This is a genomic window from Planktothrix mougeotii LEGE 06226 (assembly GCF_015207485.1).
GTDB lineage: Bacteria > Cyanobacteriota > Cyanobacteriia > Cyanobacteriales > Microcoleaceae > Planktothrix.
The window spans coordinates 1-21,933 of the sequence record NZ_JADEWU010000074.1; the positions used below are offsets into that span (position 1 = coordinate 1).

Here is a 21,933-nt window from a genome sequence, read left to right on the forward strand (position 1 = left end):
GGGAATAACTGATAACTGATGATGCGGATACTTGATAACTGATCAAATAAAATTGCTATATGAATAATTTGTTTGAATTTGAACAGGATTTTGTTAAGGCTTTGAATTGTATTCCGATGGTTGTGCGGTATAAACTGGATAGCTGTGGGGTTAAGTTGAAGTTAGAACATTGGAATAAATTTCCCCATGATGTTCGTCAACAATTAGTAGAAAATCCGATGAGTACACCGGAAGAAAGGGAAACCTATCGGAGTTTATTATATCAATTAGCAGAACAATATACCAATATTCCTTTAAAAGATTTACCGATTGATGATCATCCGGTTTGGTTAGATTCGACTCAATTACCGGATGTTGTGCAGCAAAAAGCCGAAGAAATGGCGGTTGAGATCACATTAAAACACTGGCAGAATTTAACTCCATTACAACGATTTGCTTTATTTAAATTGAGCCGTCCTAGCCATGAAAATAAAAACTTTTTACCGGCTTTAAGAGAATTTGAACTTTTATAAAAAATCATCGGAACTTTTTTATAACCTTTTGTTAAACTGTAAATAATCTTTGCTCTTTTGTACTACTTTTTAACAAAAAATTGATAAACTATTATTAGTTTTTTGACTTGTAAACCCATTCAATTCACATTTTGGGGAACTGGTTATGACCCATAGTATTAAATTTTCAACAGCCGCGATTGATTCTGTCAAAGATGAGGATGAGGAAGAAGAATCAAATTTAGATTATTTTTATGATGATCCGGGTACACCACCGGGAACCTTAGATGTGGAAGCGGATGATCCGCCACCTGAAATGGTTTTAATTGATTATAATGATGGGATGGCGACTCGTTTAAAATTAACAACACCAGAAGAATGCGCGCCTTATTTAGATACTTATTCTGTTTCTTGGTTAGATATTTTAGGGTTAGGAAATCAAGACACTTGGGAACGCATGGCGAAGGTGTTTAATTTACATCCCATTGCCTTAGAAGATGTGGTGAATGTTCCCCAACGTCCGAAAGTGGTAGAATATGATGGTCAACTGGTGATTGTTGCCTGGATGGTAACGCTTAAGCCCGGTGAAGATCCGCTACATAAAGAACAAGTTAGTATTATTTTAGGAAAAAATTATTTGCTAACGGTACAGGAAGAAGCAGAATATGATTGTTTACAACCTGTACGCGATCGCATTCGTTATAATCAAGGGATTATTCGCAAACAAGGAGTCGATTATTTAGCTTATGCGATTTTAGATGCCATTATTGATGGATTTTTCCCTGTATTAGAAGAATATGGAGATATTTTAGAAGAATTAGAAGACGAGGTTGTCTTTAATCCAGTTCCTAAAAATCTAGCTAAAATTTATAGTATTCGTCGAGATTTATTTACCCTCAGACGAGCCATTTGGGCACAAAGAGAAGCCATTAATGTGTTAATTCGAGATGGAAGTGATTTAATTAGTCCAGAGGTTCGGGTTTACTTACGAGATTGTTATGATCATACAATTTTAGTGCGGGATATGGTCGAAACTTATCGAGAATTATCTTCCGATTTAATGGGAATTTATATGTCTTCTATGAGCAATAAAATGAATGAAATTATGAAGTTACTCACCGTAATTTCAACGATTTTTATTCCCCTAACCTTTGTGGCTGGGGTATACGGAATGAATTTTAACCCCGATACTTCCCCGTTAAATATGCCTGAACTCAATTGGTATTGGGGTTATCCGGTCTGTTTGACCTTGATGTTTATAATTGCTTTAGCCTTATTCTTTTTCTTCTGGCGACGAGGTTGGTTTAATAGTTTTTCCCATCCTCAAGATGAAAACCCGTCTACCCAGTGATAAATTTGCAAAGTGCAACCCCCTGGGTTAAAATCTCCCTCGATACTCAATCATTATTGTTTACTGGTTACCTACAGCCATCGTTGCTAATTGATCATGCAAAAAATAAAACCTAATTTAATTTTAACGGTGGGAGTTGCGGTACTGCTTGTTGGGGGTGGAATTGCCGCTTACTATACCTTAGTTTCGCGTAAATTTTTAGAAGGTGTTCCCCTCGGTGCAAATGTTGTTCCTTCTGAAGCAATGGTGGCTGTATCTCTGTCCACAGATAGCCAACAATGGGACAAATTAAAGCAATATGGTACACCCCAATCTCAAGCCACATTAAAACAAGTCTTGAATGATTGGCAAAATCGGGTATTAACCGAAAATGGCTATGATTATCAGAAAGATATTCAGCCTTGGGTCGGAAAAGAAGTGATGATTGCCTTTTTACCAAATTCTAGTTTACTATCAGGAACCCCGCCCAGTACGGAAGCGTCCACAACCTTAAATCAACAAGCGACGGTGATGGTATTTCCGATTGCTAACCCCGCCAAAGCTAAAGAATTATTATCACAACCGAAAACCTTACCTCAAGGTCAAACTACTCAACGATCTTATCGAGGAATTGATATTATTGAAACTCAAGGAAATCCCAAACAAAATTATTCTATTGCGGTTTTGGGACAGGATTTCTTAGTGGTGACAACTGATCCGAATGCAACAGAACGCGCCATTGATACCTATCGGGGTTCAGGTTCTTTAGCGAGAACTCCAGGATATGCGACGGCTTTGAATACAATTAAAACCGGAAATCCCTTTGCTCAAGTTTATCTCAATATTCCCGTTGCTACAACGGTGGCATCCTACCGTTCTCGAAATCCCATTCCTGAAAAAAATTTAGAACAAGTTCAACAACATCAAGGATTAGCAACTAATATTAGTTTAGAATCTCAAGGGGTTGGGTTTAAAGCCGTGTCTTGGTTAAGACCCAATAGTCAGAAAAAATTTACCGTTGAAAATAAAGCTCAAGCCATCCTCAAACAAATTCCAGAAAATACATTAATGATGGTTTCTGGAAGTAATTTAAAACAAGTTTGGGAAGATTATACCCAAGGTGCTAATGCTAATCCTATAGCACCGTTTAATCCTCAAGTTTTGAGTTCTAGTTTTAAATCTTCAACGGGACTGGAATTAGAAAAGGATGTTCTCAAGGGGATGAATGGAGAATTTGCTTTATCTTTAATTCCATCCACTCCAAATCCCAGAGCTTTAGAACGATTTGTGGCGGGATTAGTATTAATGGTAAAAGTGTCTGATCGCAATGCAACTGATAAAACCTTTACCCAATTAGATGAGGTGATGAAGAATAAAAAATTTAAGGTGAGTGAAGTTAAAATTAAAGACCAACCCGCAATGCAATGGGTTTCTCCCTTTGGAGGATTTGTGGTAACTCGGGGTTGGTTAGACGGAAATTTAGCTTATATTACTTTGGGGGGAGCAGTTGCGGATCAAATTGTTCCTTTACCTTCGGTTTCTATTACCTCTAATCCGGTATTTCAACAAAGTATCCCGACGGGACTTAACCCCAACAATGGTAACTTTTTTATGAATGTTGAACGAGTGTTTGATCCGAATGTCAGAACCTTATCATTACCCCAACTTCCTCCTCAGCAAAAGGTCTGGATTGATGCGATTCAATCGATTGGATTAACAACGGCTATTCTAAACGATCGCACCAGTCGTTATGATATTTTTGTTAAAGTTAAAACCCCAACAACCCAACCGACGACTGCACCTAAAACTCAACCTTAAATTTATTTTTAGAGATGAGAAGAAGGTTATTCTTCCTCCTTCTCATCTTTATGGGTTCCTGTTTCTGTAACAGGATGCAGCAATTCTGAGCGAAATTGATAACGAGTTTCCGGCTTTAAATACTGACGTTGAAATTGTTCCCATTTTTGCCAAGATTCATAACGATTTTGGGCTAATAAACCCATAAAAGTCGGGAGTTTAGAGTTAATTTTGAAGGGTATTTCTTCAGCTATTTTTTCTCCTAAAACCAGGCTATCTTGAATATCACCTAAACACTCTTGAATCGCCTTTATATCTTCTAAATAGTTAGAATAGGTAGAAGAATAGAAATCCGTAAATAAATTCATTTGATAACGCACTCGTTTAACTTGCTTTCTTAAGCTATGCAAAGATTTTCCTTGTTTATTTAAAATTTCTTCTAAAGTTTCCAAAGAAATAGGGTTAACTTGATCTTCACCCACTTGCCAACCGGAATGTAAGAATAACTCACTGATTTGGGGGAGTAATAAATCGGGGAGAACTTCATCAATGGGTAGCTTTTCCAGAGGGGTAAAACAAGGTTCTTTGATCCAATTTTGTAAATCTTCTTTCAAGTTTTTATAGGTTTTATGGTCTAAGACCCATTCCACAACTCGAAAGGCTTTGTGACGTTGTTTCACCCAACTCATTAATATTTTATCTAGGATTTCTTGTTCTGATGACGGTAAATGGGGATAATAATGGTTTTGTAAGGTTTCTAATAATACGTCTAAATCTCGTAACTTCCCCAAACGCCGCGCAATCTTACCTATTTTTTCATCTTCAGCCGATTCGGGTAAGTCTAAAACTGGAGCAAAGCCAACAATCGCTGAACGTAACCGTCGCATTCCCACCCGCATTTGATGGAGTTCTTCAGGATCATCATCTTTTAAAACATCAGATTCATGACTTATGACTTTTTCCAGATGTTTTTGAATCGCTTTTACAGCCCAATATCCTAAAGTTTGGGTTTGAGGATGAGTATTGATTTCCATTTTAAAAATATACGGGTTCTAATCTTTATTGTACTGGTCTTATTCTGCTTTTAATTGTTTTGTTTGTTTAACAATTAAGTTTTAATCATAGATAAAAACTGGCTCAAAGTCAAGGGGGTTTTGTGTAAAATCCAAAGCTTAATTTTAAATTAATTTTACAAATTTTATTTTCTCTCAATAAAAATAATCTTTTGTTGATCAAGTTTTAATTTTTACCCAAAATTAAACTATTTTAACTTAAATTTAACTTAAAACCTTTATGATGTACGCCGATTGAGGCTGGGAAATTACTGTAAATAAACTTAATATTAATATGATAATGTTATAGGGGAAAACATTGAGATCCTAAACCTAGTTCGATTTGATCCCCTCGAAAGCGGGTAATTCCATACTCAATAATATGATTATGTTGATCGACATTAATTGATTCAACTCGTAAAATAGAACTGGTTGTTGATATGTGCAATAATTGAGCATCGTCAGCATCAACAAGGCGAGAAGAAATCCACGTATTCCGCCGTAAATGATCACAGCCATAGATTTCTCTCAGGAGTCGAGAAATTGACCACATTTGGGCTTCATAGGCTAACAAATTCGGAAAATAGTCTAGGGGAAAATAGCTACTTGTAATAGAAATCGGTACATTATTGGCAAACATTAAACGTTCAATCCAAGCAACGGATTCTCCCACGAGAATTTCTAAATGATTAGCTACTAAAAGATCCGCTTTAATTTCTATACATTTTAACAATTGGAAACTAGGTTCTAAGCCTTGATTAATCAGGATTTCATTATAACGGACTCGTTTCCCTAGAGGATAAATAATCGGTTTCTTAGTCACAAAAATCCCTCGCCCTGGTTCGGTATTTAACACGCCTTCACTTTTTAAACAAGCGATCGCTCGTCTGATAATATGACGATTTACATTAAAACATTGACTTAATAAACTTTCTTGAGGTAATTGCTCTCCAACTCGATAAATTCCTTGTTTAATATTGTGTCGAATTCGTTCAGCAACTTGAAGGTGAATCGGGACAGGATTAAGGGTCATTCCAAATCAGCAATTAAATAAAGAGTCGGGGGTTAGACTGATAAAGATGTCTTTAATAATCTTAGCATCTGTTAGCGTCTTGTCATCAAATTATCTAATTTTTTACCGATCCCTAGACTTTAATAACAATCCGGTACTAATGAGAATAATTTCATCAAGGGGTTTATAATAGTTCTATAATTTATTTTAGGACACATTCATCATGTTAAAGTTATACCATACGCCCTTTTCAATCAATACCCAGCGAGTTTGGCTTCTATTATTAGAAAAGCAAATAGAATTTGAATCGGTTTTTATCGAGTTAGATGGCGTTCAATTTAAACACGTTGCTTAATCAAAAATATGATGTCATCAAGTCAATTTATTGTTTATGCTTGTCCTCAAGGTGAATTAGCTGGACAAATTCAAGCATTTTATCAAGAAAGTTTAGATTTATGCGGCTTTAATGAAGCCCATAATTATATGCCCCATTGTACCTTAACCGGATTTTTTAACGATGAAATATCATCCATTAATTTGTATATTCAAGCATTGGAAACGGCTTATAATACTGCAAAATTAAGCAAAACACCACTTAAACTTGATGTCATCAAAATGACCTTTCAAACTCATTGGTATGGTTTAGAATTAAAAACCGAAGGAATTCCCTCTCTAATGATTCATTTTGCTCAATTAGCAAATTCACCCACTCGTCTTGAAGCCTTACGATTAAAAACTTGGCTGCATTTGAGTTTAGCCTATGAATTTCAACCCGAACACGCTGAACAATTAAAACATCTAGCTCAAATTAGAATTAATCCCCAAGCTCAAGTAGATTGGGAATTAAGGTTTTATCAAAGACATCTTGACCAGTCCTGGACTTGTCATCAATCTTGGCTGTTAAAAACATAAGGGAAAAGTGTTAAGTTCAACTTTTCTTGATTTTTATCCTTAATCTATCTCTAGGATTTCTGCCTATCCTGAGACTTGATTTATGGATCAATTTCCTTCATAATAACTTTAACGCTTTATCCATACACCAATGCCTAACTTTAAAAAAATTACTCACGTTATTTACGACCTAGATGGTCTACTGTTAGACACAGAACCCCTTCATGCTAGAGTAAATCAAATCGTTGCTCACCGTTATGGGAAAACGATTGAACATAGTTTGAGTTGCAAAGTTAGGGGCAGAAAATCCCATGATTCAGCAAAACTTCTGATTCAAGAGTTAGATTTATCTCTCAGCGTTGAAGAATTTCTAAAACAAAAAGACGCAATTATTTATGAATTATACCCCCATGTTTTGCCTTTAGACGGAGCGGTTCATCTGACTCAACATCTCGCTTTTCATAACATTCCGCAAGCGGTTGCGACCAGTTCAGGAACTCGTCCGTTTACGGCTAAAACCCAAAGTCATCAAGGCTGGTTTTCTGTATTTCAAGAAATTGTTCGGGGGGATGATCCTGAACTCAAAAATGGTAAACCTGCTCCCGATATTTTCCTATTAGTTGCTCAACGTTTAGGGGCAAAACCCGAAAACTGTTTAGTCTTTGAAGATGCCTTAGCGGGAGTTTCAGCCGCTAAAGCCGCAGGAATGTCAGTGGTTGCTGTTCCCGCATCCGATATGGATCAATCTCTTTATCAAGAAGCGGATCAAATTCTCAATTCTCTGAGTGAATTTCAACCGGAATTATGGCAGTTACCTAAGTTTTAATCAATCATTTAAAGATTGGGTTTTTGGAGAAAATGTCAAGGAATAATTTACTGTGATTTTCTAATCTTAGTCAGCTTAATCTAGCATTTTTACACCATCTTCCTGACCCTTAACCTTTTTTTAACTTGACATATCAATTTTATTTGAAATAATAAAGATATCCCTAATAATATAATAACGATCATCGGATATCCTTTATGAACTCCAGATTATTACCATTGCCCAGTTCTCTCAAAACCTTAGCTTTAGCCGTTGGGACTTCTACCCTGCTTTTGGCGTGCAGTCCAGGTCAGACCCAACAGACAAAACCCATTCAGATTGATGGTTCTAGTACCGTTTATCCCATTACTGAAACAATTGTTAAAGATTACAATGCTCAGAGTCCGTCTGATATAGATGTAACAGTTAATTTTTCAGGAACAGGAGGTGGCTTTAGAAAATTTTGTGCTGGAGAAACGGACATTAATAATGCTTCTCGACCCATTTTAAAAGAAGAGATTGAAGTGTGTAAAAAAAATAATATTTCTTATCTGGAATTACCTGTTGCTTTTGATGCGTTGACCGTTGTAGTTAATCCTAAAAATACCTGGGCTAATGATATCACAGTTGCCGAGTTAAAGAAGATTTGGCAACCTGAAGCTGAAGGAAAAATTACAACTTGGAATCAAATTCGACCCTCTTGGCCGAACCAACCCATTAATCTTTATGGCCCTGGTAAAGATTCAGGAACTTATGATTATTTTACCGCAGCAATTGTAGGAACAGAAGGAGCTAGTCGCACGGATTATCAAGCCAGTGAGGATGATGAAATTCTTGAACAAGCTATCATTAATGATCCCAATGGATTAGGCTATTTTGGTTATGCTTATTATCAGAAAAAATCAGAGGCGTTAAAAGCATTAGCCATTGATAACCAAAAGGGTTCAGGGCCGATTATGCCTTCTCAAAATCCAACGGACGCTGAAAAATATCGACCCCTAGCTCGCCCTTTATTTATTTATGTTAACGCCGTTACCCTTCAAAATAACCCAGCAATGAATGATTTTCTGGATTTCTATATGCAAAAAGCACCTAAAGTCGTTCAAAATGTCGGTTATATTCCTTTTGACTCTGATGATTATACCAAACTCTATCGCAACTTTCATAAAACAAAAGTTGGCACAGTCTTTGGGGGAACATCTGAGTTTAACTTAACCCTAGATCAAGTGTTAACAAAACGAGCAGAATACTAAAGTTTAAATCAAGTTAATTCTTACTCATTCACCGCCATCAAGGGAATCTTTTTTAGAGCAAACTTAGATTCTTAACACTTTTTTGCTTGACATATCAAAATTTTTTGAAATAATGGTAATGTCTCTAGCAGGTCAGGACTATCAATCGTCATGACGTCATCAGTATTAAGGGTTTTCAGGAGGTTCAATGAATCTAAAATCATCAGCCGTGCAGGTTGGAGGGCGACTGAGTTTTTTTGAAAAATATCTTACCCTTTGGGTTTTTTTCTGTATTATTGCAGGAATTATTTTAGGGCGATTATTTCCCGGTGTTGCTGTTGCTTTAGATGCCATGAGCATCTATCAAGTCTCAATTCCAATTGCAATTTGCCTGTTTTTTATGATGTATCCCATCATGGTAAAAATTGATTTTACCCAGGCAGTTAACGCCCTTCGCACTCCCAAACCCGTCTTTCTAACGTTAGTGGTGAATTGGTTAATTAAACCTTTCACAATGGTAATGTTTGCTCAATTCTTTTTAGGCTGGTTATTTCGTCCTTTCATTACGGGAACAGAACTAATTCGAGGACAGGAAGTTTCCTTAGCAAATTCCTATATTGCGGGAACGATTTTATTAGGAATTGCACCCTGTACCGCGATGGTTTTAATGTGGGGTTATCTGTGTTATGGCAATCAAGGTCATACCTTAGTGATGGTAGCAGTTAATTCCTTAGCGATGTTATTTTTATATGCACCGTTAGGGCGTTGGTTACTCGCGGCAAATGATTTAACGGTTCCTTGGGCTACAATTTTTCTATCGGTTTTAATTTATGTTGGCTTACCTTTAGCTGCGGGAATGTATAGCCGATATTGGATTTTAAAAAATAAGGGTAAGCAATGGTTTGAACAAAAGTTTCTGCACTATTTAAGCCCCATTGCTATCTCTGCACTCTTGATGACTTTGGTTTTACTGTTTGCTTTTAAAGGAGAATTAATTGTTAATAATCCTTTGCATATTGTGTTGATTGCCGTTCCGTTATTCATCCAAACCAATTTTATCTTTCTGATTAGCTATGTGGCTGCTTTAAAATTGAAACTGTCCTATGAAGATGCCGCACCTGCTGCATTAATTGGGGCGAGTAATCATTTTGAAGTTGCGATCGCCACAGCCGTAACCTTATTTGGTTTAAATTCTGGCGCGGCTTTAGCAACGGTTGTGGGGGTATTAATTGAGGTTCCTGTAATGTTAATGTTGGTCGAAATTTGTAAAAAAACAGCCTTTTGGTTTCCCAGAGAACCGGAAAAAGCCAGCTTATTTGATCCTCGTTGCTTAAAGGTCTAAATCAATGAGTCAGTTGAATCATTTGTAAAAAATTACGTTTTTTGAGTTTTTAACCTTGATCAATTAGGAGATTGAACATGAAAAAAGTAATGTTTGTTTGTAAAAGAAATTCTTGTCGTTCTCAAATGGCTGAAGGATTTGCCAGAATATTAGGGGAAGGAAAGATAGTTGTTACCAGTTCCGGTTTAGAAGCCAGTCGGGTTCATCCAACAGCAATTCAAGTGATGGATGAAATTGGGATTGATATTACTAATCAAACTTCTGATCCCTTAAGTAATTTCCAAGCGGAAGATTATGATGCGGTGATTTCTCTGTGTGGTTGTGGTGTAAATTTACCGGAAGATTGGGTAATTCGAGAAGTTTTTGAAGATTGGCAATTAGATGATCCCGATGGACAACCGTTAGAAACTTTTCATCGAGTTAGAGATGAAATTAAAGTTCGAGTTCAAGGGTTAATTGATGCTTTAAGTTGAACAGTAGGGGTGGGTTTTCTAGGTTTGACTCACCCTGATATTCAAGATTTTGATTTTTAATTAATTTAACAGTTTCGTCTAACCATTGAGCATCATCAATTTCATAAAGCTGTTTTAAATTTGTAATCATTAATAACTCACCTCCTAATTGATTAATCTTCCGTTATTTTACGTTTTCCCCCTGGAGTTACCCCCCGACGTTGGGGTTCTGTTTGAGAACATCGAATAAACTGACGCAAATGTTCAATCGACGGATTATCGGGTAATAAATATAACTGTTCTAATCCCTGAGTAAACGAATAATCAGACCGATATAATAGACGAAATGCCTTTTTCAATAAACCAAATTCTTCTGAAGTAAATCCAGCACGTTTTAACCCGACTAAATTGAGCGATCGCACCCGTGAAGGATTGCCTTCCACTAACATAAAGGGAGGCACATCTCGATCAATCCGAGTCATTCCTCCAATCATGGCTAATTGTCCGATATGCACAAATTGATGAACCCCTAAAACGCCGCTTAATCGTGCTTTCGATTCAATATAAACATGACCTGCTAAAGCAACAGAATTGGCAATCACCACCTGATCTTCAATCACACAATTATGAGCCACATGAGCATAAGCCATTAATAAATTTTGATTGCCAATAATAGTTGCTTCTCCAGCATTGGTAGCCCGATTAATCGTGACATATTCCCGAATTAAATTATCATCCCCAATTTGAACTAAACTTAAAGAGCCATCATATTTGAGATCTTGAGGTTCAGAACCAATGACCGCACCCGGAAAAATTTGATTGCGCGCGCCAATTTCCGTGCGTCCATTAATCACAACATGGGAACTAATTACCGTATCAGAACCGACCTTAACGTGCTCCCCAATGACAGCATAAGCACCAACTTGAACCGTTGGATGGAGTTGTGCACCAGGATGAATGACAGCAGTGGGGTGAATTAAGGTCGTCATAGGAAATTAAAATCGGTTAAAACCTAATAAGGAATAAGGGTTTAGTCCACAAGAGAGAACATCAGTTCTCCTTCACAGGCCAGTTTACCATCGACTTCAGCGCGAGCTTGCATTTTACCAAAACGGCGTTGTTTCACGGTCAATAATTCGGCGGTCATAATTAATTGATCCCCTGGAACAACGGGACGGCGGAAACGGCATTTATCAATTCCTGCAAATAAAAATAGACTGCCTTTGAGATCAGGAAGTTGCTTTAAAACCACCCCTCCAACCTGCGCCATCGCCTCCACAATTAACACTCCCGGCATAATTGGACGTCCGGGGAAGTGACCTTGAAAATGGGGCTCGTTAATGGTGACATTTTTTAAGCCAACGGCTTTTTGACCGGGGATATATTCAATAATGCGATCGACCAACGCAAAGGGATAGCGATGGGGTAATAAATTTTGAATGTCTTCAATCATGAATACGGTTTGAGTGGTTTCACCGTTCAACGCCGTATCCGTATCCGATGAATTTAATGTAACGTCAGATCTCGTCATCATCAACCGTGATAATAGGGTTCACAGGGGAAAGGGGTCAAGGACTGAGAAGACACAATCTTTGTTCAAGTTTAGGGTTCTGGTTAACACTCAACCGTCAATTTCTGATCTTGATGAATTTCCTGAACCAGTTGAACATGAAGATGATGTCCTGCTTTGTATGCCAAGTAATGAGCTTGAGGGATAACACCCAATAAACTCAAATCCCCTACTAAGTCTAAAATTTTATGACGCACGGGTTCATTTGCATATCTTAAGGGTGGATTTAACCATCCTGAGTGTCCACAGACAATGGCATTATCAAGGCTCCCGCCTTTTATCAGTCCCGCTTGGCGCAACTGTTCCACCTGTTCTTCCAGGGTAAAGGTTCGAGCCGGAGCAATTTCCTGAGCAAAAATTTCAGGGTTAGCGGTGTAACTATACCATTGATTGCCAATGGCGGGAACGGAAAAATCAATTCCATAGGTAAATCGCGTTTCTGATGCGGGAAAAGCCGCTACAAACCCATCTCCCTGCTGTACGGATAGGGGATGGGTAATTTTAAAATTGTTGAATTCTTGAGATTGACCTTCGAGGGTTTGACGACCAACGGTTGCGATCGCTTCTACCCAATTTTGAGCCGAACCCTCTAATAAGGGAACTTCGGGGCCATCAATTTCGATGCGAGCATGATCAATTCCCATTCCCGTTAAGGCGGCTAACAAATGTTCAACGGTTCTAACTGTTGCCTTTCCATGACCTAATTCTGTGGATAAAGTGGTGGATAATACCGATTTTAATTGAGCCGGAATAATCGGAGTTTCGGGTAAATCAACCCGCACAAAATAACGTCCTTCCCCCAGGTTTGCGGGTAAAACTCGAACCGTTGTTATCACTCCCGTATGCAATCCTACACCGGAACAACTAAAGGCTTCTTTTAAGGTATATTCGCTGTTGATACTCAAGGTTAAATCCTCGTGATTTTTATAGATTTGTATGTTTAAGTATTGCATATTCTTTTATTTTATGATAATATTAAATTTTTAGTAATTATTTTCATATTTTATGAATCAACCGTTGTTGCATTTTTTGGCAACCAAAAACTACAAAAATTTATGTTCTGAACAACCATTTTATCTAAGTAATCTTAATATATTTATCGGCCCAAATGGATCGGGAAAAAGTAATTTTATTAGTTGTCTTAAATTCTTAAAAAATTGCTTAATTAATGTTCCCGAAGAAAATCAGGGTGTGAGTAGTTTTGAAGATGCCATTTCTAAAATAGGCGGTACTAGAATTTTAGATAGTCGTGTTAGTAGTCCAGCAAAAGTTAATCTTTATTATTGTTTTTCCCAAATTTCCCAGACGAATAATCCTCAAAGAGACAGCGTAGTTTTTGACTTACAACTCTATACTGATAGGCGAGAAACTAGGGCGACGGTTTCAGAAGAATATTTATATGGGGGGGAAGATTTATATGATCATTTCAATCCTCAAGGATTAAGATCTCCTTTTTATTATTATAAATTACATGATAAAGAATTAGGTAAAGGAGTTGTATCTGTTTATGATAAACCCGGTCAACCTTACCCAACTCATTTTGAAACTTTAGACGAAATTCCTACAAGAGCCTTGGGCTTATCATCAATTACTAAAATCTTAGAAAATAGTCAATCTCCTCCTGAAAATACACCGATTTATAGAATTAGGAGAGAATTAATTGATTTAGTTTCAAAGTGGCATTTTTATAATGCTAATAATATGGATTTAAACCAAATTAGAACCGCCGAGCCAAAACTAGGACAAAGTGATATTTACTTATCTCCATCAGGGGATAACTTAGCTTTAGTTTTGGATAACTTATATAATCAAAATATTGATTTTGAGGAAAGTCTGAATTTAGCAATGAAATCCATTCTACCGAAAACTCGTCGAATTAGACCAATCCGTTCTGGTCGTTTATCTTTAACTGTAGAATGGCATTTTCAAAACCTGAGTGAACCCTTTTTTCTCAATGAAATGTCCGATGGTACAGTTAGAATGTTGTGTTGGGCAATAATATTACAGTCTCCCGTGCTACCTTCTTTGTTAGTGATTGATGAACCGGAATTAGGATTGCACGTTGCCTGGATGCCAATTTTAGCCGAGTGGATTAAACAAGCGGCTCAAAAAACTCAGGTGATTATTACAACCCATAGTCCTGATCTTTTAGATCATTTTACCGATTGTTTAGAGAATGTTTCTTATTTTCATTCCACTGATCAAACCCATTTTTCAATTAAATCCCTTTCTAGGGAAATATTAGAACCAAAATTAACAGAAGGATGGCAATTAGGGGATTTATATCGTGTTGGTGATCCGAGTCTGGGAGGTTGGCCGTGGTAGTATGGGTTTTTGCTGGAGGGGGTGAAGCGGAAGTTCGAGGATTAATCCCTTTTTTAAAACAAAATTTTCCGAGGTGTAAAACTGATTCAATCCAGTATTCAAGATGAAGCTGATCGGCAAAAGCCTCGCTTTTCTAAAGGAATTCATACCCCTATCCTTCTATTATTAATTGATGTCAATGAAGTTCAAAGAAAATGTCCCTTTTTTCGAGAAATGTATAACTACCTCCAAAAATTTTGTTGTGAGAATAGTTAAAACTGAGTATATTTTATAAAAGAGTTATATCAAAAATTGAATTAAAAGGAGGAAACCATCTCTAATGTTATCCAATTCAGAATATAATATACAATTTGATGAAATTTTTAGTCAAGCTTTAGATTTGGTAAATTCTAGCCTTAATCAACCTGATATTCCTTACAATGAAAGGCTAAACGCAGCTTTAAAAGTATTAGAGATTGGAATATTATCATCACAACAAAAGCAGTTGAATTCATTGTTACCCGAAGTTATCCCATCTTCAGATATTTCTCCTGATCCTTTCTTGCAAAATCAAGAAACAGCAGCCATTATTTTAAATCCCGATTATGTACAACTGGATAACTTTTTACCAAAGGAGGATTATCAGAAACTTTTAAAGATGACTTTGGCTAATCAAGATAATTTTTTCCTTTCAGAAGTGATAAATGATCAGTCAAAGTATCGTCAATCTTATATTTTACTTCCTCAACACTTTGTCGAGTTCCATGAACTGCTGACTCATCAGATTCTCTCTGCTAGACCCAATGTTATGCAGCAATTACAAATGACGATGTTTTTAGTGTCCCATTTAGAAATGCAAATCACGGCTCATTTACATGGCGGATATTATAAAATTCATCAAGATGTAGATGCTGGAAAAGCTGCGACTCGAAGATTAACTTATGTTTATTATTTTTATCAAGAACCTAAAGGCTTTTATGGGGGAGACTTAAGATTATATGAAACTAAAATTCAAGACAATCAATCTCTAATTCAAGAAAGATTTAATCAAATTGAACCGCGTAATAATAGTATTATCTTTTTTGATAGTCGTTGTAAGCATGAAGTTTTACCTGTTTATTGTCCCTCTCAACAATTTACTGATGGTCGATTTACGGTTAATGGTTGGATTCATCGATAACTTAACAATTCCTGACTATCGCCTATAAATAATTCTCAATTCCCTATATAGAATCTATTAAAAGCAGAATTCCCCCTCTATATTGATATGTTAGAGGGGGAAACTGTGACGGTCAAGAGAAATAAATGAGTTAAACCCCAACCTGAACTGAAGTCCTCAAGGATTAGGTGTCATAAACCCGAGCTTCTGCCGCATCGGGATTTTCTTCACAATACAAATCAAAGGCTGTTTTTTCCAAACGTTCCGCTTTTTGGTGAGCCGCTTCGGCTTGCAGTTCTTCCACGATATCCCAGGCGGCGGCACATTCTTTCGAGGTAGCTCCTTTTTCTGAACAAGTCGCTCTAGCTTCTTCAATCGCTTGTTCAATGCGTTCTTCTAACAGAATACCCTTGGGATTTTCGACAAAATCACCTTTGCTAATAATATCAGTGACAGAAATAATTCCCAGCAATTTATCGTGAATCACTGGAGCACGACGAATTCCCGTTTGAGCAAAGAGTCTCGCCACATATTCCACACCGAGGTCAGGATTAATCGCAATGCAGGGTTTGGTCATAATTTCACAAACCCGGACTTTTGTTGGGTCTTTCCCGTAGGCGGTGACTTTGTAAACAATGTCAGTCTCAGTAACAATCCCAAAGGCATCTTGTTCGTAACGTCGATCAACGATCAATGCCCGTAAGCACAGATCATTCATCTGCTTCACGGCTTCGGCAACCGTAGCGGAACCTTTGATCGTTACGACTTCTGTAGTCATAATATCTTTAGCTTTGAGCATCATAGTAGCTGATCCACAAAAAACTCTATACTTCTAGCTTGCCTCGAATTGGCAATAAAAAAAAGGATTGTTTTATTTTATTTAAAATGTTAGAATTGTTAGAATATAAAGATTTAAGACCCTTAAAAAAAATTACAAGGGGTCAATGACTTTTTAAACGGCATGAAGAGTGCCATTGGGAAGTGTGGCCCCCGCTAGATTAACATTTCTTAAATTAACTCCTTGTAGGTTTGCCCCGCGTAAACTCGCCCCAGAAAGGTTTGCACCTTCTAAATTAGCTTCGGATAAATCGGCTTTCCAAAGATAAGCATTTCGCAGGTCAGCAGCGCGTAAATCCGCCTTTCTTAAGGTCGCTAAATTTAAGTTGCTTCTCAGCAGAGTGGCATAGGTTAAACTCGCCTGGGATAAATCGGCCCGCATTAACACCGCATCCGTCAAATTTGCCTGGAAAAGCTGGGCTTCAACTAAATTGGCATCTTGTAACTGAGCGTGTTGTAAATTCGCTTGTTTTAATTGCGCTTGGCTTAAGTTAGCAGCCATTAAATCAGACTCTTGTAAATTAATTCGCGTCATTACGGCTTGAGCAAAATTCACCCCACTTAAATCAAATCCTTGAAGATTAACCTCAATTAAATGGGCTGCACTCAAATTAATTCCTGTCATTTGGGTTTCTTGAAGAATCGCCCCACTTAATTTAGCTTGGCTCAAATTTGCCCAGTTTAAATTGGCTTTGGTTAAATTAGCGCCGCGTAAATTTACACCATAAAGATTAGCACCGCATAAATTGACACCCTGCAAATTAGCAGCCCGGAGATTAACTCCCCGCAAAATAGCACCACTAAGCTTAACGCCACTCATCTCCGACTTGACTAAAAACGCCCCTTCTAGGTTTGCTTTTGTCAAATCAGCATTTTTTAATTGCCCTTTTCCTAACTTAACAAAACTTAAATTACTACCATACAAAAAGGCATTAGTCAAGTTAATTTCATGGAGCAAAGCCCGTGTTAAATCAGCCCGGGCTAAAGATGCTCCAGCCAGATTAGCCCCCACTAAATTCACTTGATGCAGAGAAGCACCAATCAAGTTCGCATTCTGGAAATCTCGTTCTCCAGCTAAATAACGATATAACAGTTCTTGAGAATTGATAATGGACTGCATTGGCACAGAATTCACCGCCTACTTATTGGGTAAAATCGCACCTCTCATATCTGCATCTCTTAAATTCGCTCGATCTAATTTAGTATCAATCATAATCGCTTCAATCAGATTTACACCACTTAAATTTGACCAAGATAATTTTGTGCGGTAGAGTCTAGCTCGACTCATATTCGCCCCGCGTAAGGTTGTCCAAGTCACGTTAGCTCCTCGCAGGTTAGCTTCACTCAAGTTAGCTTCACTTAAATCCGCCCCAATCATTGTCACTCGTGTTAAATCCGCTTCATGAAAGTTAGCTCCAATCATCATTCCCCCACTCAGGGTTGCATTTGTTAAGTTGGCGCCTTCCAAGGTGGTGTCTCGCATAATCACGTTGGTTAGGTTAGCACTTTCTAAAATAGCCCCCGTGAGATTGGCTTTCATCAAATTGGTTCGGACTAACGTAGCATGGGTTAGATTGGCACCGACAAAATTGGCTTGGCTGAAATTGGCTTCGGTGAGGTTAGCTTCGGTGAGATTCCCTTGAGTTAAGGTAACATTTTTGGAAGAAGACCCGCGTAAACTCGCCCCGGTCAAGTTTGTTCGGTTAAACTTCGTATCACTCAAATAGCTGCCAATTAAGTTCGCATCACTCAAGTTCGTGTCGGTGAAGTCAACCCCCATAAACTTTGTTTCTCGAAAATTGACCCCTGTTAAATTGGCACCAATAAAGGATGTATTTTCAAAGTTAGCCCGGGCAATAATGGCTTCACTGAGATCAATCCCACTTAAATCCACTCCAACTAGGCTAACGGCTCGAAACAGCCGCTCTCCTTCGGTATAACGCTTTAATAATTCATTAACCTCCATATCATTCGCCTCACAAATAGTTCCGGTATAGGATGACACTATAGAAAAATCCTCTTTCCATCATCCCAGATTACTTAGGTTTATGCAGGAACAATCTATGGAAGTTAACGGTTGACAATAAACACTTAACTATTAAACTCATCCCTCATCCCTCATCCCTCATCCCCTAATCCCCCCGTCCCCTCATCCCTTAACCTAAATTGAATCTAAGTGCTTAGAATAGGGTTATAGAATTCCTGCCCCTCTACAAATGTTCCGACAACCTGATGATTTTTCGCCTCTGTTCTGCCAACTCATGGATGCAAAACCGAGCTTATCCAACGCTGAAGCCTTTCTCATCCCAATACTCGAAGCCATACCCGACCCCCTGTTTGTAAAAGATCAACACCATCGTTGGATTAGTGTCAATGATGCTTTTTGTGAATTAGTGGGTCAACCCCGTGAAAAGTTGTTGGGAAAAACGGATTATGACTTCTTCCCAACCCTTCAAGCTGATATATTCTGGGAACAGGATGAAATTGCATTTCAACAGGGAAAAGCGGAACAGGAAGAACAATTAACGACAACTAGAGGCCAGACCCATTTTCTCTCGACTAAAAAAACAGTCTTTACTCAACCCGATGGTAGCCAAATTCTAATCGGGATTATCCGGGATATTACAACCCTTAAACAGCAGCAAGCCGCACTTCAAGACAGTCAAACCCGGTTTGAACGACTCGCCAGCAATCTTCCGGGAATGATTTATCAATTTCATAAAGGTCAAGATGGGTCAGTGTCTATACTCTATGTTTCTGATGGCTGTCGAGAATTATTGGAATTTGAACCCTCTGAGATTTATCAAGATTGCCAAATTATTTTTAAGCAAATTCATCCCGATGACCTACCCGGTGTTTTAGAGTCTATTGAACATTCAGCCCAGACCTTAACCCAATGGGAATATGAATGGCGCAATGTCACGCCTTCGGGTCAAATGAAATGGTTTAAAGGTAAATCCAGACCCCAACAACAGGCCGATGGTGGCATTCTCTGGGATGGGGTAATGATGGATATCACGGAACTCAAAGAAAGCCAGAATTTCATTCAGAAGGTCGCCAAAGCCATTCCTTTAGTGCTGTATCTCTATGATTTAATTGAACAACGCAATATTTACGCTAATCGAGAACTGACCGCCCATTTGGGATATACAACCGCAGAAATTCAACAAATGGGTTCAGAAGTTCTTGCTATTCTCATGCACTCCGATGATTTTGCCCAATATCCGGCCCATGTGGAACGTTTAAAACAGGCCCAAGATGGAGAAGTGATTGAATGGGAATATCGAATGCAACATCAAGGGGGAGAATGGCGAACATTTTGGAGTCGAGAAGTTATATTTTCCAGAACCCCAGACGGTCAACCTTGGCGGATTTTAGGATTAGCGACTGATATCACAGAACGACAACGAGATCAAATGGCTTTACGCATTTCTGAAGAACGATTAAATCTGGCATTAAACGCGACTCAAGATGGTCTTTGGGATTGGAATGTAGCCACAGGAGAAACCTATTTTAGCTCAACTTTAAAGTCAATGTTGGGCTATGTGGGAGATGAAATGAAACCCCATGTTAACAGTTGGGAAAAATTACTCCATCCCGATGATCAATCACGAGTTATTACCATTTTGAATGAACATTTTAAGGGAACCAGTGAATATTATGAAGCGGAATATCGAATGCGAACAAAATCAGGGAATTGGAAATGGATTTTAGCTCAAGGTCAAGTGGCAGAATGGGATACCTTGGGGCATCCTTTAAGAATGGTGGGTACTCATAAAGATATTCACGACCGTAAAACCGCAGAACTGGCGCTGAGTGAAACTGCTGCTAAGTTAGAAGAAGCTCAAAGACTGGCTCATATTGGTCATTGGGAATATGATTTAATCACCCAAGAGGTGAAATGGTCAGCAGAATTATTTCGGATTTTTGGCTTTGAAGGAAAGTCTGTCCCGACTTTTAAAGAACATTTAGCCATGATTCATCCTGATGATCAAGATCTGTTTATTTCCCAAGTCAATGCGGCAATTCAAGAGGGAAAACCTTATGATGTAGATGTACGTTTTTATCGACCCAATGGAGAACTTTTTTATCTTAATGCTAGAGGAATGGCTGCCCAAGATAGTCATAACCAAATCGTGCGTTTATTTGGCACGGCTTTGGATATTAGTGACCGAAAACGCGCAGAAATTGCTTTACAAAAGTCGGTAGAGTATCGAGAAGTTGCACAACGGGAAGCGAATAAAAGTCAAGAATTAGAAGAAACTTTAAAACAACTTAAACAAACCCAAATTAATTTAATTCAAGCCGAAAAAATGTCCAGTTTAGGACAAATGGTAGCGGGAGTTGCCCATGAAATTAATAATCCAGTTAGCTTTATTTATGGGAATGTCGAGCATTGTCGGGAGTATGTATCAGATTTATTAAGCTTGATTCAATTATATCAGAAATATTATCCAACTTCTCACCCAGAAATTCAGACCGCGATTGAGGAAATCGATCTGGATTTTATGATTCAAGATTTACCTCAATTACTCAATTCTATGCAAGTGGGGGCTGAACGTATTGGAGATATTGTCAAATCTCTACGAACGTTTTCCCGTTTGGATGAAGCGGAAATGAAAGCGGTGAATTTACATGATAATATTGATAGTACGATTCGGATTTTAGAACATCGTTTAAAACCCCAACCCCATCACCCTCCGATTCAGATTATTCGAGAGTACGGAAATTTACCGTTAGTCGAATGTTATGCGGGACAACTGAATCAAGTGTTTATGAATTTATTGGTCAATGCCATTGATGCAATTGAGGAAAAACAACAGGATTTAACAGTAGAGGAAAAGCAGAAATCCCCAGATAAAATTTATGTTAAAACTCAGGTGGAAAAGGATCAAGTTAATATTGTGATTAGGGATACTGGATTAGGAATTAAAGAAACGGTTCTCTCTCGTGTTTTTGATCCTTTTTATACCACTAAAGCGATTGGTAAAGGAACGGGAATGGGTTTAGCCATTAGTTATCAGATTGTTGTTGAAAAACATTGTGGACAGTTATATTGTCATTCTAAATGGGGTTTAGGGACACAGTTTGTGATTAAAATTCCTATTTCTCAACATCAAGAAATAGCTTAGGGATATTTGAGGATTAGCAGAAATTTGAGCTTGAAAGAATGTTTATGGAGGTATATCGAGAAAAGTACGGATTTGATTAGCGATTTCAAGGGCTTGATTTTGAAGTAAACTATAATTACTAGAAATCTTGAGAGTTTTACCAGCAGAAGGGATTTCTAAAACAACAATATAAATGGGTTCTTTTTGACTGATTAAAATTGAAGAATAGGTTTTGACTTGGAAAGAAGTCCTTTGCACCCTAATATTGAGATTATTAAGGGGATATTCTGCTTTTTTTGTTCCGAATAATCTTTTGGTTTTCAGGGTTAATTTGTTTTGATTTTTATCTAAATAAATAGTTTGATGAGAGGTAAAAAAAACGCCTAAAATTCCGACCAATAAACAAAAAATAATAAACAGACTGGGAAATACTTTTTCAGTAATAACGATAAATAATCCCAGAATTCCGAACATTAAAAATGGAGTACAAACCAATCTAATAAGCAAAACTCTTCTGCTGGAGTCTCTAAGAAGCAGTTGAGTTGAAG

The 21,933-nt window shown here is 37.8% G+C and carries 22 protein-coding genes; 12 read left to right on the plus strand and 10 right to left on the minus strand.

Annotation, left to right across the window (positions count from 1 at the left end; genetic code table 11):
• The first annotated feature begins 59 nt into the window (after positions 1–59).
• The 3 genes from IQ236_RS22255 to IQ236_RS22265 all read left to right on the plus strand — a co-directional run bounded on the left by IQ236_RS22255 (position 60) and on the right by IQ236_RS22265 (position 3,639).
• Positions 60–512 carry a nitrate reductase associated protein gene (locus IQ236_RS22255; protein ID WP_193871311.1) on the plus strand — a complete coding sequence of 151 codons (453 nt, stop codon included), beginning with the start codon at positions 60–62 and terminating at the stop codon, positions 510–512.
• 145 nt (positions 513–657) lie between these two features.
• Positions 658–1,842, plus strand: coding sequence for a magnesium/cobalt transporter CorA (gene corA / locus IQ236_RS22260; protein WP_193871312.1), 1,185 nt, complete (start codon positions 658–660; stop codon positions 1,840–1,842).
• A 96-nt stretch (positions 1,843–1,938) separates the two neighbouring features.
• Positions 1,939–3,639 (plus strand): DUF3352 domain-containing protein, encoded by a 1,701-nt coding sequence (locus IQ236_RS22265; protein WP_228041800.1) that lies wholly within the window; start codon positions 1,939–1,941, stop codon positions 3,637–3,639.
• Between the two features lie 26 nt (positions 3,640–3,665).
• Here IQ236_RS22265 and IQ236_RS22270 read toward each other — a convergent pair whose 3' ends face one another.
• Together IQ236_RS22270 and phnF are read right to left on the minus strand one after the other, a co-directional pair.
• The gene (locus tag IQ236_RS22270) at positions 3,666–4,652 is read right to left on the minus strand and encodes a CHAD domain-containing protein (RefSeq protein WP_193871313.1); all 987 of its coding nucleotides are present in this window, start codon (positions 4,650–4,652) and stop codon (positions 3,666–3,668) included.
• A gap of 322 nt (positions 4,653–4,974) precedes the next feature.
• The gene (phnF, locus tag IQ236_RS22275) at positions 4,975–5,703 is read right to left on the minus strand and encodes a phosphonate metabolism transcriptional regulator PhnF (RefSeq protein ID WP_193871314.1); all 729 of its coding nucleotides are present in this window, start codon (positions 5,701–5,703) and stop codon (positions 4,975–4,977) included.
• A 202-nt stretch (positions 5,704–5,905) separates the two neighbouring features.
• Here phnF and IQ236_RS22280 point away from each other — a divergent pair, with 202 nt between their 5' ends.
• The 6 genes from IQ236_RS22280 (at position 5,906) to arsC (ending at position 10,425) form a co-directional block, all read left to right on the plus strand.
• A complete protein-coding gene (locus tag IQ236_RS22280) occupies positions 5,906–6,037 on the plus strand; it encodes a glutathione S-transferase N-terminal domain-containing protein (protein WP_193871315.1) in 132 nt (43 codons plus the stop codon).
• A gap of 8 nt (positions 6,038–6,045) precedes the next feature.
• Entirely contained in the window at positions 6,046–6,594 is a 549-nt protein-coding gene (locus tag IQ236_RS22285) for a hypothetical protein (RefSeq protein WP_228041801.1), read from the plus strand.
• Between the two features lie 130 nt (positions 6,595–6,724).
• The gene (locus IQ236_RS22290; RefSeq protein ID WP_193871316.1) at positions 6,725–7,399 is read left to right on the plus strand and encodes an HAD-IA family hydrolase; all 675 of its coding nucleotides are present in this window, start codon (positions 6,725–6,727) and stop codon (positions 7,397–7,399) included.
• Positions 7,400–7,596: 197 nt separating this feature from the next.
• Positions 7,597–8,631, plus strand: coding sequence for a PstS family phosphate ABC transporter substrate-binding protein (locus tag IQ236_RS22295; RefSeq protein ID WP_193871317.1), 1,035 nt, complete (start codon positions 7,597–7,599; stop codon positions 8,629–8,631).
• A 187-nt stretch (positions 8,632–8,818) separates the two neighbouring features.
• Positions 8,819–9,952 (plus strand): ACR3 family arsenite efflux transporter, encoded by a 1,134-nt coding sequence (gene arsB / locus IQ236_RS22300; RefSeq protein WP_193871318.1) that lies wholly within the window; start codon positions 8,819–8,821, stop codon positions 9,950–9,952.
• 77 nt (positions 9,953–10,029) lie between these two features.
• Complete coding sequence (arsC, locus tag IQ236_RS22305; RefSeq protein WP_193871319.1) at positions 10,030–10,425, plus strand: arsenate reductase, glutathione/glutaredoxin type; 396 nt, start codon at positions 10,030–10,032, stop codon at positions 10,423–10,425.
• Here the strand turns inward: arsC and IQ236_RS22310 are convergent.
• From IQ236_RS22310 to lpxC, 4 genes are all read right to left on the minus strand, one after another.
• Positions 10,385–10,555, minus strand: coding sequence for a hypothetical protein (locus IQ236_RS22310; RefSeq protein ID WP_193871320.1), 171 nt, complete (start codon positions 10,553–10,555; stop codon positions 10,385–10,387). The genes arsC and IQ236_RS22310 overlap by 41 nt on opposite strands.
• Before the next feature lie 22 nt (positions 10,556–10,577).
• Positions 10,578–11,393, minus strand: a complete 816-nt coding sequence (gene lpxA, locus IQ236_RS22315; protein WP_193871321.1) for an acyl-ACP--UDP-N-acetylglucosamine O-acyltransferase — start codon at positions 11,391–11,393, stop codon at positions 10,578–10,580.
• Between the two features lie 41 nt (positions 11,394–11,434).
• Positions 11,435–11,938 carry a 3-hydroxyacyl-ACP dehydratase FabZ gene (gene fabZ / locus IQ236_RS22320; RefSeq protein ID WP_072720345.1) on the minus strand — a complete coding sequence of 168 codons (504 nt, stop codon included), beginning with the start codon at positions 11,936–11,938 and terminating at the stop codon, positions 11,435–11,437.
• An 80-nt stretch (positions 11,939–12,018) separates the two neighbouring features.
• Positions 12,019–12,879 carry a UDP-3-O-acyl-N-acetylglucosamine deacetylase gene (gene lpxC / locus IQ236_RS22325; RefSeq protein ID WP_228041802.1) on the minus strand — a complete coding sequence of 287 codons (861 nt, stop codon included), beginning with the start codon at positions 12,877–12,879 and terminating at the stop codon, positions 12,019–12,021.
• A gap of 100 nt (positions 12,880–12,979) precedes the next feature.
• On the opposite strand from lpxC, the gene IQ236_RS22330 reads away from it, so the two are divergent.
• Together IQ236_RS22330 and IQ236_RS22335 are read left to right on the plus strand one after the other, a co-directional pair.
• Entirely contained in the window at positions 12,980–14,299 is a 1,320-nt protein-coding gene (locus tag IQ236_RS22330; RefSeq protein WP_193871323.1) for an AAA family ATPase, read from the plus strand.
• A gap of 319 nt (positions 14,300–14,618) precedes the next feature.
• Positions 14,619–15,458, plus strand: coding sequence for a 2OG-Fe(II) oxygenase (locus IQ236_RS22335; protein WP_193871324.1), 840 nt, complete (start codon positions 14,619–14,621; stop codon positions 15,456–15,458).
• 163 nt (positions 15,459–15,621) lie between these two features.
• Here IQ236_RS22335 and IQ236_RS22340 read toward each other — a convergent pair whose 3' ends face one another.
• The 3 genes from IQ236_RS22340 to IQ236_RS22350 all read right to left on the minus strand — a co-directional run bounded on the left by IQ236_RS22340 (position 15,622) and on the right by IQ236_RS22350 (position 18,240).
• Positions 15,622–16,239 (minus strand): CP12 domain-containing protein, encoded by a 618-nt coding sequence (locus tag IQ236_RS22340; protein WP_193871325.1) that lies wholly within the window; start codon positions 16,237–16,239, stop codon positions 15,622–15,624.
• A gap of 150 nt (positions 16,240–16,389) precedes the next feature.
• Entirely contained in the window at positions 16,390–17,394 is a 1,005-nt protein-coding gene (locus IQ236_RS22345) for a pentapeptide repeat-containing protein (protein ID WP_228041803.1), read from the minus strand.
• Between the two features lie 18 nt (positions 17,395–17,412).
• Positions 17,413–18,240 carry a pentapeptide repeat-containing protein gene (locus IQ236_RS22350; protein WP_193871337.1) on the minus strand — a complete coding sequence of 276 codons (828 nt, stop codon included), beginning with the start codon at positions 18,238–18,240 and terminating at the stop codon, positions 17,413–17,415.
• Positions 18,241–18,490: 250 nt separating this feature from the next.
• On the opposite strand from IQ236_RS22350, the gene IQ236_RS22355 reads away from it, so the two are divergent.
• Positions 18,491–21,406 carry a PAS domain-containing sensor histidine kinase gene (locus tag IQ236_RS22355; protein WP_193871326.1) on the plus strand — a complete coding sequence of 972 codons (2,916 nt, stop codon included), beginning with the start codon at positions 18,491–18,493 and terminating at the stop codon, positions 21,404–21,406.
• Between the two features lie 42 nt (positions 21,407–21,448).
• Here IQ236_RS22355 and IQ236_RS22360 read toward each other — a convergent pair whose 3' ends face one another.
• Positions 21,449–21,892, minus strand: coding sequence for a hypothetical protein (locus IQ236_RS22360; protein ID WP_193871327.1), 444 nt, complete (start codon positions 21,890–21,892; stop codon positions 21,449–21,451).
• Between the last annotated feature and the right edge of the window lie 41 nt (positions 21,893–21,933).

Bases quoted from the DNA above. Each gene is read 5' to 3' on its own strand.
- IQ236_RS22270 (WP_193871313.1), bottom strand. From the start codon at position 4,652: ATGGAAATCAATACTCATCCTCAAACCCAAACTTTAGGATATTGGGCT.
- IQ236_RS22335 (WP_193871324.1), top strand. From the start codon at position 14,619: ATGTTATCCAATTCAGAATATAATATACAATTTGATGAAATTTTTAGT.
- IQ236_RS22290 (WP_193871316.1), top strand. From the start codon at position 6,725: ATGCCTAACTTTAAAAAAATTACTCACGTTATTTACGACCTAGATGGT.
- IQ236_RS22355 (WP_193871326.1), top strand. From the start codon at position 18,491: ATGTTCCGACAACCTGATGATTTTTCGCCTCTGTTCTGCCAACTCATG.
- corA (WP_193871312.1), top strand. From the start codon at position 658: ATGACCCATAGTATTAAATTTTCAACAGCCGCGATTGATTCTGTCAAA.
- IQ236_RS22295 (WP_193871317.1), top strand. From the start codon at position 7,597: ATGAACTCCAGATTATTACCATTGCCCAGTTCTCTCAAAACCTTAGCT.
- arsB (WP_193871318.1), top strand. From the start codon at position 8,819: ATGAATCTAAAATCATCAGCCGTGCAGGTTGGAGGGCGACTGAGTTTT.
- arsC (WP_193871319.1), top strand. From the start codon at position 10,030: ATGAAAAAAGTAATGTTTGTTTGTAAAAGAAATTCTTGTCGTTCTCAA.
- IQ236_RS22285 (WP_228041801.1), top strand. From the start codon at position 6,046: ATGATGTCATCAAGTCAATTTATTGTTTATGCTTGTCCTCAAGGTGAA.
- IQ236_RS22280 (WP_193871315.1), top strand. From the start codon at position 5,906: ATGTTAAAGTTATACCATACGCCCTTTTCAATCAATACCCAGCGAGTT.
- phnF (WP_193871314.1), bottom strand. From the start codon at position 5,703: ATGACCCTTAATCCTGTCCCGATTCACCTTCAAGTTGCTGAACGAATT.
- IQ236_RS22255 (WP_193871311.1), top strand. From the start codon at position 60: ATGAATAATTTGTTTGAATTTGAACAGGATTTTGTTAAGGCTTTGAAT.
- IQ236_RS22350 (WP_193871337.1), bottom strand. From the start codon at position 18,240: ATGGAGGTTAATGAATTATTAAAGCGTTATACCGAAGGAGAGCGGCTG.
- IQ236_RS22265 (WP_228041800.1), top strand. From the start codon at position 1,939: ATGCAAAAAATAAAACCTAATTTAATTTTAACGGTGGGAGTTGCGGTA.
- IQ236_RS22330 (WP_193871323.1), top strand. From the start codon at position 12,980: ATGAATCAACCGTTGTTGCATTTTTTGGCAACCAAAAACTACAAAAAT.
- lpxA (WP_193871321.1), bottom strand. From the start codon at position 11,393: ATGACGACCTTAATTCACCCCACTGCTGTCATTCATCCTGGTGCACAA.
- IQ236_RS22345 (WP_228041803.1), bottom strand. From the start codon at position 17,394: ATGCAGTCCATTATCAATTCTCAAGAACTGTTATATCGTTATTTAGCT.
- fabZ (WP_072720345.1), bottom strand. From the start codon at position 11,938: ATGATGACGAGATCTGACGTTACATTAAATTCATCGGATACGGATACG.
- IQ236_RS22310 (WP_193871320.1), bottom strand. From the start codon at position 10,555: ATGATTACAAATTTAAAACAGCTTTATGAAATTGATGATGCTCAATGG.
- IQ236_RS22340 (WP_193871325.1), bottom strand. From the start codon at position 16,239: ATGATGCTCAAAGCTAAAGATATTATGACTACAGAAGTCGTAACGATC.